Annotated in this window: 17 protein-coding genes and 1 tRNA gene; 7 read left to right on the plus strand and 11 right to left on the minus strand. The window is 73.0% G+C overall.

Annotated elements, in window-relative coordinates:
* Positions 1 to 18: 18 nt before the first annotated feature.
* Positions 19 to 375 carry a hypothetical protein gene (locus QQX09_RS03230; RefSeq protein ID WP_301131283.1) on the minus strand — a complete coding sequence of 119 codons (357 nt, stop codon included), beginning with the start codon at positions 373 to 375 and terminating at the stop codon, positions 19 to 21.
* Between the two features lie 113 nt (positions 376 to 488).
* Here QQX09_RS03230 and QQX09_RS03235 point away from each other — a divergent pair.
* Positions 489 to 561 (plus strand) — tRNA-Arg (locus QQX09_RS03235).
* A gap of 237 nt (positions 562 to 798) precedes the next feature.
* A complete protein-coding gene (pyrD, locus tag QQX09_RS03240; RefSeq protein ID WP_301131284.1) occupies positions 799 to 1,941 on the plus strand; it encodes a dihydroorotate dehydrogenase (quinone) in 1,143 nt (380 codons plus the stop codon).
* A 19-nt stretch (positions 1,942 to 1,960) separates the two neighbouring features.
* Here the strand turns inward: pyrD and QQX09_RS03245 are convergent, their stop codons facing one another.
* The 7 genes from QQX09_RS03245 to QQX09_RS03275 form a co-directional block, all read right to left on the minus strand.
* Positions 1,961 to 2,287 carry a DUF202 domain-containing protein gene (locus QQX09_RS03245; RefSeq protein WP_301131285.1) on the minus strand — a complete coding sequence of 109 codons (327 nt, stop codon included), beginning with the start codon at positions 2,285 to 2,287 and terminating at the stop codon, positions 1,961 to 1,963.
* On the minus strand, positions 2,284 to 2,646 hold the full coding sequence (locus tag QQX09_RS03250; RefSeq protein WP_301131286.1) for a YidH family protein: 363 nt from the start codon (positions 2,644 to 2,646) through the stop codon (positions 2,284 to 2,286). Before QQX09_RS03250 ends, QQX09_RS03245 begins: the two co-directional genes overlap by 4 nt.
* Positions 2,647 to 2,674: 28 nt before the next feature.
* Positions 2,675 to 3,142, minus strand: a complete 468-nt coding sequence (locus tag QQX09_RS03255) for a hypothetical protein (protein ID WP_301131287.1) — start codon at positions 3,140 to 3,142, stop codon at positions 2,675 to 2,677.
* A 10-nt stretch (positions 3,143 to 3,152) separates the two neighbouring features.
* A complete protein-coding gene (gene ald, locus QQX09_RS03260) occupies positions 3,153 to 4,241 on the minus strand; it encodes an alanine dehydrogenase (protein WP_301131288.1) in 1,089 nt (362 codons plus the stop codon).
* A 137-nt stretch (positions 4,242 to 4,378) separates the two neighbouring features.
* A complete protein-coding gene (locus QQX09_RS03265) occupies positions 4,379 to 5,170 on the minus strand; it encodes a M15 family metallopeptidase (protein WP_301131289.1) in 792 nt (263 codons plus the stop codon).
* 156 nt (positions 5,171 to 5,326) lie between these two features.
* A complete protein-coding gene (locus QQX09_RS03270) occupies positions 5,327 to 6,367 on the minus strand; it encodes a hemolysin family protein (RefSeq protein ID WP_301131290.1) in 1,041 nt (346 codons plus the stop codon).
* Positions 6,364 to 7,662, minus strand: coding sequence for a hemolysin family protein (locus QQX09_RS03275; protein ID WP_301131291.1), 1,299 nt, complete (start codon positions 7,660 to 7,662; stop codon positions 6,364 to 6,366). Before QQX09_RS03275 ends, QQX09_RS03270 begins: the two co-directional genes overlap by 4 nt.
* A 111-nt stretch (positions 7,663 to 7,773) precedes the next feature.
* Between QQX09_RS03275 and QQX09_RS03280 the strand changes: the two genes are divergently transcribed.
* The 4 genes from QQX09_RS03280 (at position 7,774) to QQX09_RS03295 (ending at position 14,001) form a co-directional block, all read left to right on the plus strand.
* Complete coding sequence (locus QQX09_RS03280; RefSeq protein WP_301131292.1) at positions 7,774 to 8,664, plus strand: ATP-binding cassette domain-containing protein; 891 nt, start codon at positions 7,774 to 7,776, stop codon at positions 8,662 to 8,664.
* On the plus strand, positions 8,661 to 9,458 hold the full coding sequence (locus tag QQX09_RS03285) for an ABC transporter permease (protein WP_301131293.1): 798 nt from the start codon (positions 8,661 to 8,663) through the stop codon (positions 9,456 to 9,458). Before QQX09_RS03280 ends, QQX09_RS03285 begins: the two co-directional genes overlap by 4 nt.
* Before the next feature lie 194 nt (positions 9,459 to 9,652).
* Complete coding sequence (locus QQX09_RS03290) at positions 9,653 to 13,408, plus strand: multifunctional oxoglutarate decarboxylase/oxoglutarate dehydrogenase thiamine pyrophosphate-binding subunit/dihydrolipoyllysine-residue succinyltransferase subunit (RefSeq protein WP_436969043.1); 3,756 nt, start codon at positions 9,653 to 9,655, stop codon at positions 13,406 to 13,408.
* Entirely contained in the window at positions 13,405 to 14,001 is a 597-nt protein-coding gene (locus QQX09_RS03295) for a GDSL-type esterase/lipase family protein (RefSeq protein WP_301131296.1), read from the plus strand. Before QQX09_RS03290 ends, QQX09_RS03295 begins: the two co-directional genes overlap by 4 nt.
* 476 nt (positions 14,002 to 14,477) lie before the next feature.
* Here QQX09_RS03295 and QQX09_RS03300 read toward each other — a convergent pair whose 3' ends face one another.
* Positions 14,478 to 15,566: a type IV pilus twitching motility protein PilT gene (locus tag QQX09_RS03300; protein WP_301131297.1), complete on the minus strand. Its 1,089-nt coding sequence runs from the start codon at positions 15,564 to 15,566 to the stop codon at positions 14,478 to 14,480.
* A gap of 141 nt (positions 15,567 to 15,707) precedes the next feature.
* Between QQX09_RS03300 and QQX09_RS14285 the strand changes: the two genes are divergently transcribed.
* The gene (locus QQX09_RS14285) at positions 15,708 to 15,782 is read left to right on the plus strand and encodes a 50S ribosomal protein bL37 (RefSeq protein ID WP_416812274.1); all 75 of its coding nucleotides are present in this window, start codon (positions 15,708 to 15,710) and stop codon (positions 15,780 to 15,782) included.
* 103 nt (positions 15,783 to 15,885) lie between these two features.
* Here the strand turns inward: QQX09_RS14285 and rsrA are convergent, their stop codons facing one another.
* Together rsrA and QQX09_RS03310 are read right to left on the minus strand one after the other, a co-directional pair.
* Positions 15,886 to 16,134 (minus strand): mycothiol system anti-sigma-R factor, encoded by a 249-nt coding sequence (gene rsrA / locus QQX09_RS03305; RefSeq protein WP_301131298.1) that lies wholly within the window; start codon positions 16,132 to 16,134, stop codon positions 15,886 to 15,888.
* Entirely contained in the window at positions 16,127 to 16,732 is a 606-nt protein-coding gene (locus QQX09_RS03310; RefSeq protein ID WP_301131299.1) for a sigma-70 family RNA polymerase sigma factor, read from the minus strand. The genes rsrA and QQX09_RS03310 overlap by 8 nt, the downstream gene beginning before the upstream one ends.
* Positions 16,733 to 16,799: the final 67 nt, after the last annotated feature.

Consider the following 16,799-nt stretch of genomic DNA (forward strand, 5'->3'; position numbering starts at 1 on the left):
CTCGCGGGCGGTGGCTCCCTACGGCAGGAGGCGGCCGACCGGGTCGGAGCACTGGACCGGGAAGGACTCCGCGCACTCCTCGACCCAGACCTCGAGGCGGTCGCCCACCGACACGTCGGACCCGCCGAGCGCCTCGCCGCCGGGCCCCTCAAGCCCGCCCTGCTCGGCGAACTCGAACACGGTGCCCTCGAAGTACTCGTCGCCGGGGTCGGGCGCGAAACCCACCGCGATGACCCCGGTCGCGTCCTCGACGCTCGTGACGGTGCCCACGGCGTCCGGGGCGCGGCTGTCGCGCACGTCGTCGCCTCCGCGGGCCTCGCAGGCCGCGAGCGCGAGCGCCAGCGAGGCGGCTGCGACGACGGGGCGGATGCGCACGCCTCAGCATCCCACGAGGTGCCGGGCGGGGCCGGGCGGATCCCGGCCGCCGCGGGGGTCCCGCGGCGCCGCGCCCTGCTGATATCCTCGTTCGGCCCGGCCAGTCCGGGCGGGCCCCCGTAGCTCAGCGGATAGAGCGCCGGTTTCCGGTACCGTAGGTCGCAGGTTCGATTCCTGTCGGGGGCGCTCTTCCTGAACGAGGCCCGGTGCATGCGCCGGGCCTCTTGTCATGTCCGCACCACCGCCGTCCTACCTGGGAATTCTCCTGACAGGAGCACGCGGGCCAGGACCCGAGGTCCCGGGCCGAGCCGCGCGGGCCCCGCTACCGTGGCGCCGACCTCACCGACGAGCGACGCGACACCGCGCGAGCCCGTCCCCGCCTCGCCACCGCCGTGCCGCAGCACAGACCAGGAAGCGGGCGACATGGGCACGATGGCACGCGGCGCGATGACCACGATCTACACGAAGGCGGTCAAGCCGACCATCTTCAGGATCCATCCCGACAAGGTGCACGACGGGATGATCGTGCAGGGGTCGCGGATCCAGCGGCTGACCCCCGTCCTCGCGGCCGCGGAGACGCTGCTCGCGCACGAGGACCCCGCCCTCGAGACCGAGGCGTACGGCCTGACGCTGCGCAACCCGCTCGGGCTCGGCGCGGGGCTCGACAAGAACGTCGCGATCCCCGGGATCCTGCAGATGACCGGCTTCGGCTTCCTCACCTTCGGCTCCGTCACCTCGCGCGTGTGCGCCGGCAACCCCCGGCCGTGGTTCCACCGGCTCCCGGAGCAGGAGTCGCTCGTGGTGCACGTCGGCCTCGCGAACGGCGGCGCCGAGGCGGTCGCGGCACGCCTGCGCGCGCTCGCCGCGGCGGCGGACCCGCGCCTCACGTCGCTCCCGTTCAAGATCTCGATCGCCCGCACCAACGACGGCCGCACGGGCGACGTCGACGAGGGCATCGACGACTACGTCAGGTCCGTGCGCGCCCTCGACGGGCTCAGCCCGCTCCTCGAGCTCAACGTCTCGTGCCCCAACACCATGGTCGGCGAGGCCTTCACCGCGCCCGAGGCCCTCGACCGGCTGCTCGCCGCGGTCGACGCCGCCGCGCCGTCGCAGCGCATCGTGCTGAAGATGCCGTCCGACAAGACGTGGGAGCACTTCCGCGACCTGGTGGACGTCGCGCTCGACCACCGCGTCGACGGCCTCACCCTGACCAACCTGCGCAAGGATCGCGACGGCATCGGCATGGACCCCGCGATCCGGGGCAACCTGTCGGGCCGGCCCGTGCGCGACCTCAGCACCGAGATCCTGCGCCGCACGTACCTGCACGCGGGCGACCGGCTCACCCTCGCGGGCCTGGGCGGGGTGTTCGACGGCCGCCACGCGTACGACAAGATCACGGCGGGCGCCACGCTCGTCGAGCTCGTGTCCGGCCTGGTGTTCCGCGGCCCCGCCGTGGTCGGCACGATCGCCGCGGAGCTGGTCGAGCTCGCGCGCGCCGACGGCTTCGATCGGGTGCAGGACGCCGTGGGCTCGCGCGCCGACTCCCCCGTCCCCGCCGCGGGCTGAGGGCGCGGACCCCTCGCGGTCAGCGACCGAGCGCGTAGGCGAGGCATGCCACGCCCAGCAGCACCACGCTGGCGGTCAGCCCGGCGACGGCGACGCCCGGTCCGGGATGCCGGCCGGTCCGGTGGAGGTGGCGGTGCACCGCGCGGTAGCGCATCGTCGCGACCATGAGCGTCGCGATCGCGCACGCGGCGCCCGCGAAGGCCAGCACCACCGCCGGCAGCCCCGCGGGGAGGAACAGCTGGGCGGCCGCGACCGCCGCCACGGCGAAGGCGAGGGCGGTGCGCTGCCACGCCAGCGCCGTGCGCTCGAGCGCGAGCCCGTCGTCGTAGACCCGGTCCTCGCTCACACGAGCATCCCCACGACGACGAGGACCATCCCGACGACCACGCCGACGGTGACGAGGATCCCGACCCGCGGGCCCGGCAGCGGCGTGCCGAGCCGCAGCGCACGCTCGGCCCTCAGCCACCCGACCAGCCCCGAGACCCCCGCGACGATGCCGAGCCCGCTGAAGAGCACCGCGACGATGAGCCTCAGGGTCGGGTGGACCGGCGCGTCGAGCGCCTCGAGGCCCACGCCGGCCGCGAACAGCGCGAGAGCGGTCCGGGTCCACGCGAGGTAGGTGCGCTCGTTCGCGAGCGAGAAGCGGGCGTCGGGCGCGTCGCCCACGCCGTAGACGCGGCGCGGGAACCCCGGCGAGTCGGCCATAAGGCCAGCGTAGGTCGGGAGCGGCCGCTCAGGAGAGCGGCACGAGCACCGCCGTGCCGTCCAGCGCGCGGTCGCCCTCGACGTCGACCTCGCAGATCAGGTGCTCCTCGCTGTCGAGCCACCACACCACGGTGACGTGGTCGCGGCCCTGCTCCGCGAGCGCGGCGGCCGAGGCGTCCGCCTCGGACCCGTCGACCTCGACCCCCGCGGACTCGAGCAGCCCCTGCTGCTCGAGGAACGCGCGCAGGTCGCGCCACTCGGACGCGCCGTAGACGTCCCCGGCGACGATGCGGGCGAGGGTCTCCCCGTCCTCCGCGGAGGCGGCGTAGGCCGCCTCGCACGCGCGCACCGCGTCCGACCTGCCCGCGCTCATCCCCGAGCGCAGGCTCGCCGCGACGAACGCGCCGACCACCACGAGCAACGCGATCGACGCCGCGATCACGAGCGGCAGCCAGGTGCGCGGGGTTGCGGGCTCTGGCTGGTCGGGTCCGGGCATGGCCCTCAGCCTAGGCGGGCGCCGGCGCCTCCCCGAGCGCCGCGGCCACGGCGGGGTGGACGATGCGCCCGTCCCGCACGTTGACCCCGGCGGCGAGCGCCGGGTCGGCGTCCACCGCATCGTCCACCCCGTCGGCGAGGCGCAGCACGTACGGCAGCGTGACGTTGGTGAGGGCCCGTGTCGCCGTGACGCCGACCGCGGCGGGCATGTTCGCGACCGCGTACAGGAGCGAGCCTGCGACCCGTCGCACCGGGTCCTCGTGCGTCGTGGGCCGCGAGTCCTCGAAGCAGCCGCCCTGGTCGATGGCGATGTCGACGAGGACGCTGCCGGGAGCCATCGCCTCGACCATCGCGTGCGTGACGACCTTCGGCGCGGGCCGTCCGGGCACCAGGACGGCGCCGATGACGAGGTCGGACGCGCGCACCTCCGCCTCGATCGCGTGCGCGGTGGAGACGACGGTGCGCACCCGGCCGGCGTGGCGCTCGTCGAGGCGGCGCAGCGCGGCCAGGGACAGGTCGACCGCGGTGACGTCCGCGCCGAGGGCCGCGGCCTGCGCGACCGCCTGGGACCCGGCGACCCCCGCGCCGAGCACGGTGACACGCGCACCGGGGACGCCGGGGACACCCGCGAGCAGCACGCCGCGCCCGCCGTGCGGGCTCAGCAGGTGGTGCGCGCCGGCGAGCACCGCGAGGCGCCCCGCGACCTCGCTCATCGGGGTGAGCAGGGGCAGCGAGCCGTCCGGGAGCTGCACGGTGTCGTACGACAGCGCCGTGGTCCCGGCCGCCCGCAGCGCCGCCGCGAGCGCGGGGTTGGCGGCGAGGTGGAGGAACGTGAGCAGCGCGTTGCCGCGCAGCAGCGGCAGCTCCTCGGGCTGCGGCTCCTTGACCTTGACCACCAGGTCGGCGGCCCACGCGTCCGGCGCGGCGACGAGGCGCGCGCCGGCGGCCTCGAGGTCCGCGTCGGCGATGCCCGCGCCGCGCCCGGCCCCGGCCTGGACGAGCACCTCGTGGCCGCGGGAGGTCAGCGCGTCGATGCCCGCGGGCGCGAGCGCGACCCGCGTCTCGCCGCTCTTGGTCTCGGCCGGGACCCCGACTCGCACATGGCCTCCTTGCGATGCGCTCCTGCCTCCAGTCCTACACCCCGGGAGGTCTCCGCCGAGCCGCGACCCGCGCCGGCCCGGACGCGGAAGAGCCCGCAACCTGGGGGTCGCGGGCTCGAGGGCGGGCCGGGCCGGGCTCAGTAGTTGTCGTAGGTGTTGTACTCCCAGTGCCAGGGCTCGTACTTCGAGGTCTTCGCCCAGTCGGGGTTCCAGAATCCGTACGTGCCGGCGTTGATCGACAGCCATGAGAAGTAGACGCCGGAGGCGTGGGTGCGGCAGAGGTCGACCGCGAGGCCGAGGCCGTGCATCGAGGTGCCCGGCGTCGCCGCGAGGTAGCCGCGGGTCGCCTTGGTCGAGTACTGGCTCGCGAGGTCGCGGTAGGTGCCGGAGAGGCAGATGTCGGTGCCGAACTCCGACCGGAAGCGCTCGTTGAGCGCGGTGAAGGCGAGCGCCGCGTCGGGGCGCAGGTACTGGCCGGCGACCCACAGCTCGCACAGCTGGTCGCTGCGGAGCTGGCCGTTCGACATGTTGGGGTCGAAGTCGGGGTTGCAGTCGGGCAGCAGGTTCGAGGCGATCGGCACGTCGTTGGCGGTGAGGATCGCGCCCGAGCCGTCGTCGACGCTCGGCAGCGGCAGGTCCGAGGACTCGAACTGCGGCCCGGCGCCGAGGATCGCGGTCGCGGTCGTGGGCGCCTCGCCCTTGACCACGCCGGGCAGCTTCTCGGCGGCGTTCGCGTACGGCGCGATGGTGCCCATGACGGGGTAGACCACCATGGCGGCGAGGAAGCCGACGACGACGCCCGCGCGCGTGCCGTACTTGCGGCGCCGGCGCGAGGTGCGGACCTGGAGCTCCTGGGTGTGCTCGATGCGCCGCTCCTTGCGGGAGCGGTGGCCGGGGCGCGCTGCGTGGAATGCGCCTCGCTTGCTCACCATGGCCTCCCGGGGCATCGGACATCGGATACGACGGGCGCCCTGCGGTGTCATCTCCGCCGGGCGTCCGCGTCAATTATTACCAAACGGTAACGATGCATCCAACCCCCGGGCGTGTCTTGTCCGTCACAGCGGCCGGGAACGGTCACCGTCCTGCTAGGCGCCGGCGTCGCGGCGGGCGAGCGAGTCCCGCACCTCGCCGACCAGCTCCTCGAGGATGTCCTCGAGGAACACCATGCCCACCGTGCGGCCGTCGTCGACCACCGCCGCGACGTGCGCGCCGGAGCGCCGCATGAGCGCGAGCGCGAGCTCGACCTCGGCGCCGTGGACCACCGAGGGCAGGTCCCGCACGCGCCACGCCTGGATCGGCTCCTCGCGCTCACCCGGGCGGGCGTAGAGCGCATCCTTGATGTGGAGGTAGCCGACGAAGGACCCGTCGTCGGCGACGGGGAAGCGCGAGAACCCCGTCTCCGTCGCGATCCGCTCGAGGTCCTCGACGGTCGCGCCGAGCGCGAGCGCCCGGAGCTGCGCGACGGGCACCATGACCTCCTCGACCGACCGCTCCGAGAACTCGATCGCGGTGGTGAGCAGGCCCGTCGGGTCGGAGATCGTCCCCTCGGCGGAGGACCTCTCGACGATCGAGTGCACCTCGTCGGCGGTGAACGCGCTCGCGACCTCGTCCTTGGGCTCGAAGCCGAGCAGCCTCACGGTGCCGTTCGCGATCCAGTTGAGGGCGACGATGATGGGGCGCACCACGCGCGCGATCGCGACGAGCGGCGGGCCGAACACCAGCGCGGCACGGTCGGGGCTGGACACCGCGGCGTTCTTGGGCACCATCTCCCCCACCACCACGTGGAGGCCCACGATGACGAGCAGCGCGATCGCGACCGCGACGGCATGCGCGGCGTCCTCGCCGAGCCCGAGCGCATGGACCACCGGCTCGAGCGCGTGCGCGAGCGCGGGCTCCGCGACGACGCCGAGCGCGACCGAGCAGACCGTGATGCCGAGCTGCGCCGTCGCGAGCATGAGCGACACGTTCTCCATCGCCCACAGGACCGTGCGGGCCGCGCGCGAGCCCTCGGCGGCGCGCGGCTCGATCGAGCTGCGCCGCGCGGAGATGATCGCGAACTCCGCGCCCACGAAGAACGCGTTCGCGAGGAGCAGTCCCACGACCGCGAGCACCATCCCGACGCTCACGCCTCGTCCTCCTCGGTCGCGACCGGGGTGAGCCGGACGCGGTCGATGCGGCGGCCCTCCATGCGCTCGACGCGCACGCGCACGCCGGGCGCCTCGACGATGTCGCCCGGCTCGGCGACGCGGCCGAGGCGCGCCATGGCGAACCCTCCGAGCGTCTCGTACGCCGGCGACTCGGGGATGACGAGCCGGGTGCGCTCGAGCACCTCGTCGGGGCGCAGCTCGCCCGGCACGATCCACGCGCCGCCGGGGGCGCGGTGGACGGCGGCGCGGCGCCGGTCGTGCTCGTCGGCGACGTCGCCCACCAGCTCCTCCACCACGTCCTCGAGCGTGACGAGGCCGGCCGTGCCGCCGTACTCGTCGACCACGATCGCGCACTGGTAGCCGAGCCCGCGGAGCTCCACGAGGAGCGGGCCCATCTGCATGGTCTCGGGGATGCGCGGCGCGTCCGCCATGAGGGCGCGCACCGGCACCTCGGCGCGACGATGCGCGGGCACCGCGATCGCGGCGCGCAGGTGGACGAGCCCGAGCACGTCGTCGGTGCCGTCGCCGACGACCGGGAAGCGGGAGTGGCCGGTGGCGCGGGACGCCGCGATGACGTCCGCGGCCGTGGCATCGCGACCCAGCGTGTGGACGCGCGTGCGGTCGGTCATCACGTCGATCGCGGCGAGGTCGTCGAGCTCGATCGAGTTCTTCAGCAGCAGCGCCGTCGCCGGGGCGAGCGTGCCGGCCTCGGCGCTGCGGCTCACCAGGGCCGCGAGCTCCTGGCGCGAGCGCCCGCCCGCGAGCTCCTCCTTGGGCTCGATCCCCATGAGGCGGAGGATGCCGTTCGCGGCGCCGTTGAGCGACGCGATGACGGGCCTCAGCGCCGCCGTGAAGGCCATGTTGAGCGGGGCCGCGACGCGCGCGGTGCGGGCCGGCTCCGCGAGCGCGAGGTTCTTGGGGATGAGCTCGCCCACGATCATCGAGAACGCGTTGACGAGCACGAGCGAGAGCGTGCCGGCGAGGCCCGCGACCGCCGCGCGCGACAGCGTGCCCGTGCCGAGCGGGACGGACAGCAGCTCGACGAGCGCGGGCTGCGCGGTGTAGCCGAGCAGGATCGTCGTGAGCGTGATGCCCACCTGCGCCCCGGACAGCTGCGTCGACAGGCGGCGCAGGGCGCCCTTGACCCGGCGACCGCGCGCATCGTCCTCGACGTGGGAGGGGTCGAGCGCGACGAGGGAGAACTCGGCGGCGACGAAGACCGCGGTGCCGAGCGTGAGGAGCACCCCGACGCCCACGAGGAGCCATGCGGTCATGGGCGGGTGGAACTGTCAGGGTCCATGGTGTCGACAGGATACAGGCGGAACGTGCACCGGCACAGGCGCGAACCGTTATAGTTCATCTATAACAACTCATGAGGAGCGCGCATGGATGGGCCACGGATCGAGATCGTCGGGCTGACGAAGCGCTTCGGCGCCGTCACCGCCGTCGAGGACGCGTCGTTCGCCGCGGAGCCGGGCCGGGTGACCGGCTTCCTCGGGCCCAACGGCGCCGGCAAGTCGACGACGCTGCGGGCGCTGCTCGGGCTGGTCTCCCCGACCGCCGGCGACGCGCTCATCGGCGGGCGGCGCTACCGGGACGTCGCACGCCCCGCGACCGTGGTCGGCGCGCAGCTCGAGCCCGCGTTCCACCCGGGACGCACCGCACGCGACCACCTCCGGACGGTGGCGCCCCTCGCCGGCAAGGACGATGCGCGCTGCGACGAGGCGCTCGCGGCCGTCGGCATGACGGAGGCCGCGGACCGCCGCGTCGGCGGCTTCTCGATGGGCATGCGCCAGCGCCTCGGCCTCGCGACCGCGCTGCTGGGCGAGCCCGCCGCACTCGTGCTCGACGAGCCCGCCAACGGCCTCGACCCCGCGGGGATCACGTGGATGCGCGGCTTCGTGCGGGACTTCGCCGCGCGCGGCGGCACCGTGCTGCTGTCCTCGCACCTGCTCGGCGAGGTCGAGCAGACCGTCGACGACGTCGTCGTGATCGCACGCGGCCGCATCCGCCACGCGTCCTCGCTGTCCGACCTGCGCGCCCTCGCCCACCCGGCCGCGACGCTGCGCTCCCCCGACGCCGCGCGGCTCGCGGCGCTCGCACGGGACTGGGCGGACGCGCGCCTCGCCTCGCCCACCGAGCTCGTCGTGCCGCGTGCCGGCGCCGCCGAGGTGGGCGCCCGCGCGTTCGCCGCGGGCGTCGAGGTGCACGGGCTCGCCGAGACTGGCGAGACCCTCGAACAGGTGTTCCTGCGGCTCACGGAGGAGGCCGCATGACCGCCGCCATCCGCGCCGAGGTGCGCAAGATCCTCACGACCCGCCTGTGGTGGGCGCTCATGCTCGCGATGGTGGCGTCCGTCGCCCTGCTGGCGGGCGCGCTCGCGCTCGCCGTCGCGCTGGGCGGGCAGTCCGCGGGCGACGAGCTCTCGATCCCGCCCGACCAGCTCGCGCTCACCGTCTACTCGGCGGGCGTCACGCTCGGCTACGTGTTCCCGGTCGCGTTCGGCGCGATCGTCGTGACGCAGGAGTTCCGCCACCGGACCATCCAGACCGCGGTGCTCGCGGAGCCGCGGCGCACCCGCGTCGCGATCGCCAAGCTGATCGCGACGGTGCCGTTCGCCCTCGCCTACGGCGTCGCGAGCTCGGCCGCCGCGCTCGCGGCCGGCGCCCCCGCGCTGGCCCTCGCGGGCGACGGCGCGATGCTCGACGACCCGGCGACCTGGCGCACGCTCGGCCTCGGAACGGTTGCGATGGCGGCGTGGATGCTCGTCGGCGTCGGCTTCGGCACGCTCGTGACCAACCAGGTCGCCGTGGTCGTCGGCCTCATCGTGTGGACGCAGATCGTCGAACCCCTCGTGCGCATCGGGCTGGGGTACTGGGAAACCGCGGCTCCGGTCGCCCGCTTCCTGCCCGGCGCGGCCGGCGAGGCGGTCGCGGGCGCGAGCTTCTACTCCGCCTCGGGGCTGTCGGACCTGCTGCCGGTCTGGGCGGGCCTCGCGGTCCTGCTCGCGTACGGCCTGGTCGCGGCCGCGATCGGATGGCGCACGTCCTTCCGTCGCGACCTCACGTAACGATTTCTCCAAAAGGCAGGCACGTTGTTCCAGGGCGGCTCGTTGTAGGACGATGATAGGAAGCACAGATCACCATCGACGCTGATGCGCCAAGAAAGCGAGCGGCCACAACCGTGTCCCCAGACACCTCCGCGCCCGACACCGACCGCGTCTCCGTCGCCCGTGCAGCAGGTGCCCCGTCCGTTGCGTCGCTCATCCTGGGCGGCGAGCACGGGGCCGATGCGACGCCGGGCGACTCCTCGACGCGCCAGGAGACCCCTGGTACCGGGCAGTCCTCGATCCCCCAGCCCCCGACCCAGCCGATGCCGACGGTGAGCGCCGCGGCCGTGCCGCCTCCGCCCCCGCCGCCGCCGCCCGCGCAGCGCGCCGATGCCCCGGCTCCGACGACCCGGCCCGCGGCCGATACCCCGTCGCCCGCAGCAGCGGAGCCCGCCGCATCGGTCCCGGCCGTCCCGGCCGCCCCGGCCGCCGCATCGTCCGACGAGGCGGACCCCACCGCTACCCAGCCGATCGCGACCGCCCAGGCCCCCACCGCCGCCTACCTGCAGCGCCCGGAGTTCACACCGGTCGCCACCAAGGACGTGCAGCAGGGCGTCGAGCGCCTCCGCGGCCCCGCCGCGCGCGTCGTGCAGAATATGGAGGCGAGCCTCGCGGTGCCGACCGCGACCTCGGTCCGCACCGTGCCGGCGAAGCTGCTCATGGACAACCGCGTCGTGGTCAACAACCACCTCGCGCGCACCCGCGGCGGCAAGGTGTCGTTCACGCACCTCATCGGCTTCGCGATCGTCGAGTCGCTCGCGGAGTTCCCCGCGATGAACGCCGCCTACACCGAGGAGGACGGCAAGCCGGCCGTCCGGACGCCCGCCTCGGTCAACCTGGGACTCGCGATCGACCTCGCGCGCCCGGACGGCTCGCGCCAGCTGCTCGTCCCGTCCATCAAGGGCGCGGACCGCATGGACTTCGCCGAGTTCTGGTCCGCCTACGAGGACGTGGTCCGCCGCGCCCGCAACGGCGCGCTCCAGGCCGCCGACTTCCAGGGCACGACCCTCACGCTCACCAACCCGGGCACCCTCGGCACGGTCCACTCGGTGCCGCGCCTCATGGACGGCCAGGGCGCGATCATCGGCGTGGGCTCGATGGACTACCCCGCCGAGTTCCTCGGCGCCGCGGAGGAGACGGTCGCCCGTCTCGGCGTGTCCAAGGTCATGACGGTCACCTCGACCTACGACCACCGCGTCATCCAGGGCGCGCAGTCGGGCGAGTTCCTCGGCATCGTGCACCGCAAGCTGCTGGGCCTCGACGGCTTCTACGACCGCGTCTTCTCCTCGATGCGGGTCCCGTACGAGCCCGTCCGCTGGATCCAGGACACCACGACGGACCCCGCGATCGAGGCCGCGAAGCCGGCGCGCATCGCGGAGCTCATCCACGCGTACCGCTCGCGCGGCCACCTCATGGCCGACGTCGACCCGCTGAGCTCGCGCCCGCGCAAGCACCCCGACCTCGACGTCCAGACCCACGGCCTCACGCTGTGGGACCTCGACCGCACGTACGAGACCGGCGGCTTCGCCGGCCAGGGCTCGTGGAAGATGCGGACGGTGCTGAGCCGCCTGCGCGACGCCTACTGCCGCACCATCGGCCTCGAGTACATGCACATCGCGGACCGCGAGCAACGCTCGTTCTTCCAGGACCGCCTCGAGCACGGCTACACCAAGCCCACCCGCGAGGAGCACCTGCGCATCCTCCATCGCCTCAACGCGGCGGAGGCCTTCGAGGCGTTCCTCCAGACCAAGTTCGTCGGCCAGAAGCGCTTCTCGCTCGAGGGAGGCGAGTCGCTCATCCCGCTGCTCGACTCCGTCATGAGCGCGGCGGCGGAGTCCGGCGTGCACGAGGTCTGCATCGGCATGGCCCACCGCGGCCGCCTCAACGTGCTCGCGAACCTCGCGGGCAAGAGCTACGGCCAGATCTTCTCCGAGTTCGAGGGCACCGCGGTGCCCGGCTCGGTGCAGGGCTCGGGCGACGTCAAGTACCACCTCGGCACGGAGGGCACCTTCACCGCCGAGTCGGGCGCCACCACGCGCGTCTACCTCGCGGCGAACCCGTCGCACCTCGAGGCGGTCGACCCCGTCCTCGAGGGCATCGTGCGCGCCAAGCTGGACGCGCTCGGCGCGGACCCGGCGACCGACGGCTACCCCGTGCTCCCGGTGCTCGTCCACGGCGACGCAGCCTTCGCGGGCCAGGGCGTGGTGCTCGAGACGCTCAACATGGCGCTGCTCAAGGGCTACCGCACCGGCGGCACCGTGCACGTCATCATCAACAACCAGGTCGGATTCACCACCGGTCCGGAGAGCTCGCGGTCGACCCGGTACTGCACCGACATCGCCAAGGGCTTCCAGATCCCGATCTTCCACGTCAACGGCGACGACCCGGAGGCGTGCGTGCGAGCCGCGCGGCTCGCGTTCGAGTACCGCGAGCGGTTCGGGCGCGACGTCATCGTCGACATGGTCTGCTACCGCCGTCGCGGCCACAACGAGGGCGACGACCCGTCGATGACGCAGCCGCGCATGTACGACCTCATCGAGGGCAAGCGCTCGGTGCGCCACCTCTACACCGAGGCGCTCATCCGCCGCGGGGACATCACCACCGAGGAGGCCGAGTCGGTCTCGAAGGACTACCTCGCCCAGCTCGAGCGCGTCTTCATCGAGACCCGCGAGGGCTACAAGCCCGCCTCGGACGCCGAGTCGATCTCGGGCCTCGAGCTGCCGTCCTCGCAGTCCTCGGACGCGGGCGTCATGGTCGGCTGGAAGACGTCCGTGTCGGCGAGCCAGATCGAGCGGATCGGACGCGCCCACGTGCGCCCGCCCGAGGGCTTCTCGGTGCATCCCAAGCTCGAGAAGCTGCTCGAGCGCCGCGAGACGATGAGCCGCGAGGGCGGCATCGACTGGGGCTACGGCGAGATCCTCGCCTTCGGCACGCTGCTGCAGGAGGGCGTCCCCGTCCGCGTCTCGGGCCAGGACTCGCGCCGCGGCACGTTCGTCCAGCGCCACGCGGTCTACCACGACCGCAACACCGGCTCGGAGTGGACGCCGCTGCTGTACCTGTCCTCGGACCAGGGCCGCCTGCACATCTTCGACTCCCCGCTGTCGGAGTACGGCGTGCTGGGCTTCGAGTACGGCTACTCGGTCGAGCGCCCCGACGCGCTCGTGCTGTGGGAGGCGCAGTTCGGCGACTTCGTCAACGGCGCGCAGACCATCATCGACGAGTTCATCTCGTCCGCCGAGCAGAAGTGGGGCCAGTCCTCGTCCGTCGTGCTGCTGCTGCCGCACGGCTTCGAGGGCCAGGGCCCCGACCACTCCTCGGCGCGCGTCGAGCGCTTCCTGCAGATGTGCGGCGAGGAGAACATGATCGCCGCCATGCCGTCGACCCCGGCCAGCTACTTCCACCTGCTGCGCCGCCAGGCGTACAACCGCCCGCGCAAGCCGCTCGTGGTCTTCACGCCGAAGTCGATGCTCCGCCTGCGCGCGGCGCAGTCGTCGGTCGAGGACTTCACCACCGGCACGTTCCGGGAGGTCATCGGGGACGATGCGGTGGATCCGGCGTCCGTCGACCGCGTCCTGTTGTGCGCGGGCAAGGTCTACTACGACCTCGTCGCGGAGCGGGACCGCACCGGGGACACCACGACCGCTATCGTGCGACTTGAGCAGCTGTACCCGCTCGCGCACGACGCCATCCGCGAGGCCCTCGCCCCGTTCGACGGCGCCGAGCTCATGTGGGTCCAGGAGGAGCCTCTCAACCAGGGAGCGTGGTCGCGCATGTCGCTGAGCCTGCCGCAGGTCGTCGGTACCACCGTCGGGGTCGTGTCCCGTCCGGCGTCCGCGTCGCCCGCCTCGGGTCTCGCGTCGCGCCACGCGGCCGAGCAGTCGGAGCTGGTGACCCGGGCCTTCACCCGATGAGGAACGTCTTCCTCGTCGGCGACGAGCTCGTGGCCGGCCACGGCGACCCCAAGGCGCTGGGGTGGGCGGGGCGCGTCGCGGCGCGCACCCTCCCCCTCGCGCCCGACCTCGCCTTCCACACGCTCGCCGTGCCGCACGAGACCACCGGCGAACTCACCAGCCGATGGGACGAGGAGGCGCTGCGGCGCACCCTGCGCACCGAGCCCGAGGCGAACCACGTGCTGTTCGCGATCGGCCGCCACGACGTCCACCGCGGGGTCTCCCCCACGATGACACGGCTGAACATCGCCAACTTCCTCGACCGCGCGCACGCGCTCGGCTTCGAGACGCTCATCGCGGGTCCTCCTCCGGGCGCGGAAGCGGACAACCCGCGGATCGCGGAGCTCGCGGCGGTGTGCGAGGACGCGGCCTCACGCCGCGGCGTCGGCTACATCGACATGTACGGCCCGCTCGCGCGCCACGAGCAGTGGGCCGCGGACATGGCCACGGGCCACGACTCGCTTCCTCTGCAGGCCGGTTACGGCCTCATGGCGTGGCTGGTGCTGCACTCGCGCTGGCACTCGTGGCTCGGGATCGAGCCGCCAGGCAACTGAGGACGCCCCACCCCGATTCCCAATGACACATGTGACGCATGTGACAGGGGGTCGGCACCTCGCAGTTCGCGCCTCGCGCCTCGCTCCGCGCACCTGGCGGGGCGAAGGTGTCGGGACGTCGGCGTGTCAGGGCGCAGGCGCGCACTTCGTGTCCGCGTATTTCACCTCAGGCGTGAACACGCCCGCAGCGGGCCGTCACCGCGGGCAGCAGGACCGTCCCACCGGCGGAGCTGTTCAAGCGATTCCTGAAATACGCGAACACGACATGCACGCGAGCGCGCCTCGCCGGGATACGGCGAAGAGCCCGAGCGCGCCTCACGGGGATGCGGCGACGGGCCGAGCGCTCCGCACCGGGCGGCGCGCGCCCGGCGGGCGGGAAGCGCGCGCCACGCGGGCGGGAAGCGCGCGCCACGCGGGCGGGGACGCACGAGGGGCCGACACCCACCCGGGTGCCGGCCCCTCGTACGTGACGGCTGCTAGTCGACCACGCCCGCGCCGCGCAGCTCGACCAGGAGGTCGTGGGGCCGGGACGCGATCGCGACGGCGTCGTCGAGCGCGACCACGTTGTCCCGGACCAGCTGGAAGAGGTGCTGGTCGAAGGTCTGCATCTTGTAGTACTCGCCCTCGGAGATGAGGTCGAGGATGGGCGGCTGGCTCGACGGGTCGATGATCGCCTCGGCGGTGCGCCCCGTGTTGACCATGACCTCCGCGACGAGCGTGCGGCCGGTGCCGTCGCCGCGGCGCACGAGACGCTGGGAGACGATGCCGCGCAGCGTCTGCGCGAGCGTCGCGCGGACCTGGTTCTGCTCGTGCGGGGTGAAGAAGTCGACGATGCGGTTGATGGTGTCCTGCGCGTCGACCGTGTGGAGGGTCGCGAGGACCAGGTGGCCGGTCTCCGCCGCGGACAGGGCTGCGCGCACGGTCTCGATGTCACGCATCTCGCCGACCATGATGACGTCGGGGTCCTGACGCATCGCGGCGCGCAGCGCGGACGTGAAGTCGAGGGTGTCGGAGCGCACCTCGCGCTGCGAGATGATCGCCTTCTTGTCCTGGTGGAGCACCTCGATGGGGTCCTCGATCGTGACGATGTTGACCTCGCGGTACGAGTTGATGAGGTCGATCATCGACGCCAGGGTCGTGGTCTTGCCGGATCCCGTCGGGCCGGTGACGAGCACGAGCCCGCGCGGCTCGAGCGCGAGGTCCGCGATGACCCCCGGCAGGCCCAGCTCGTCGAAGCTCTGTGCGCCCACCGCGACGCGGCGGAACACCAGGCCCTCGGTGCCGCGCGCGACGTACGCGTTGACGCGGAAGCGGCCCACGCCCGACAGCGAGAACGCGAAGTCCGCCTCGTGGGTGTCGCGGAACGCGGGCACCAGGTCCTCGGGCAGCACCTGCGCCACCATGTGCTGCGTGTCCGCGGCGGTCAGCGGCGGCACCTGGAGCTTCCGGAGGCGGCCGTCGACGCGCACGCGGGGCGCGGAGCCCACCTTGCAGTGCAGGTCGGAGCCGCCCGTCGAGGCAAGCGCGTGCAGGAACGGGATGACTGACTGGGGCTGATCGCTCACGGTTCCTCCATCGGCATCCGAATTGGGCGGCTTGAGGGGGAGCGTAGCGCCAACCGCTGCAGACGGGACCCCCGGTGTGACGAGGTCCTCAGATGTGGGAGGATAGGGGGTCTTTGTTTCGCGTCCAGAAAGGGGAACGTTGTGAGCAAGCGAGGCCGTAAGCGCAAGTCGCGCGCGAAGGGTGGCGCCAACCACGGCAAGCGGCCCAACGCCTGAGCCGTTCCACCCGGATACGAGAAGAAGCCGCATCGGCCTGGCCGATGCGGCTTCTGTCGTCTCCGGCCCGTCGGGCGCGGGGACGATGCGCGGGCGGGCGACGCTAGGTGGCGCCGTCCGGCCGGGTCGCGCGGATGGTCGTGAGGATGCGCGCGCGGAGGTCCTCGGGCGCGACATCGTGGCCGGTCCTGTTGACCAGCCGCTTGATCTTCTCGTTGATCTTGTGCTCCGCCTCGCACGGCGCGCACTGCTTGAGGTGCTCCCCGATCTGATGGATCTCATCCTCGGGCAGCTCGTGATCGATGTACTCGAAGAGGCGGTCGAGCGCCTCCTCGCACTCCGGCTTAGGCACGGCACGCACCCCCGTCCTTGTCCTTCTTCACCGGGGTCCTCTCGTAGAGACCACGCTCGGCGGCGTAGTCCCGAAGCTTCTCTCGCAGGAGCTTGCGGCCACGGTGCAGCCGCGACATCACGGTCCCCACCGGGGTGTCCATGATCTCCGCGATCTCCTTGTAGGCGAACCCCTCCACGTCGGAGAGGTAGACGGCCATGCGGAAGTCGTCCGACAGCTCCGACAGCGCGCGCCGGACCTCGTCGTCGCCGAGCGAGTCGAGGGCGGTCTGCTCGGCCGAGGCCAGCCCGCTCGACGTGTGCTCGGCGGCCGCCGCCAGCTGCCAGTCCTCGACCGTGTCGGCGTCCGAGCGCTTGGGCTCGCGCTGCTTCTTGCGGTAGCTGTTGATGAACGCGTTCGTCTGGATGCGGTACAGCCACGCCTTGAGGTTGGTGCCGGGCGTGAACTTGTCCTGGGCCGCGAACGCCTTCGCGAAGGTCTCCTGGACGAGGTCCTCCGCGTCCGCGCCGTTGCGCGTCATGCGCAGCGCTGCGGCGTAGAGCTGGTCCATGTAGGACAGCGCCTCGGTCTCGAAGTCGAACTCTGCTGCGTCGGTCATCGGTTGCGAGCGTACAGCGGTGCGCCGTCGTGCCGGTGCACGCGACGCCGCGGGCCTCTCCACAGTG

It is taken from the genome of Demequina litoralis (genome assembly GCF_030418455.1).
Taxonomy (GTDB): Bacteria; Actinomycetota; Actinomycetes; order Actinomycetales; family Demequinaceae; genus Demequina; species Demequina litoralis.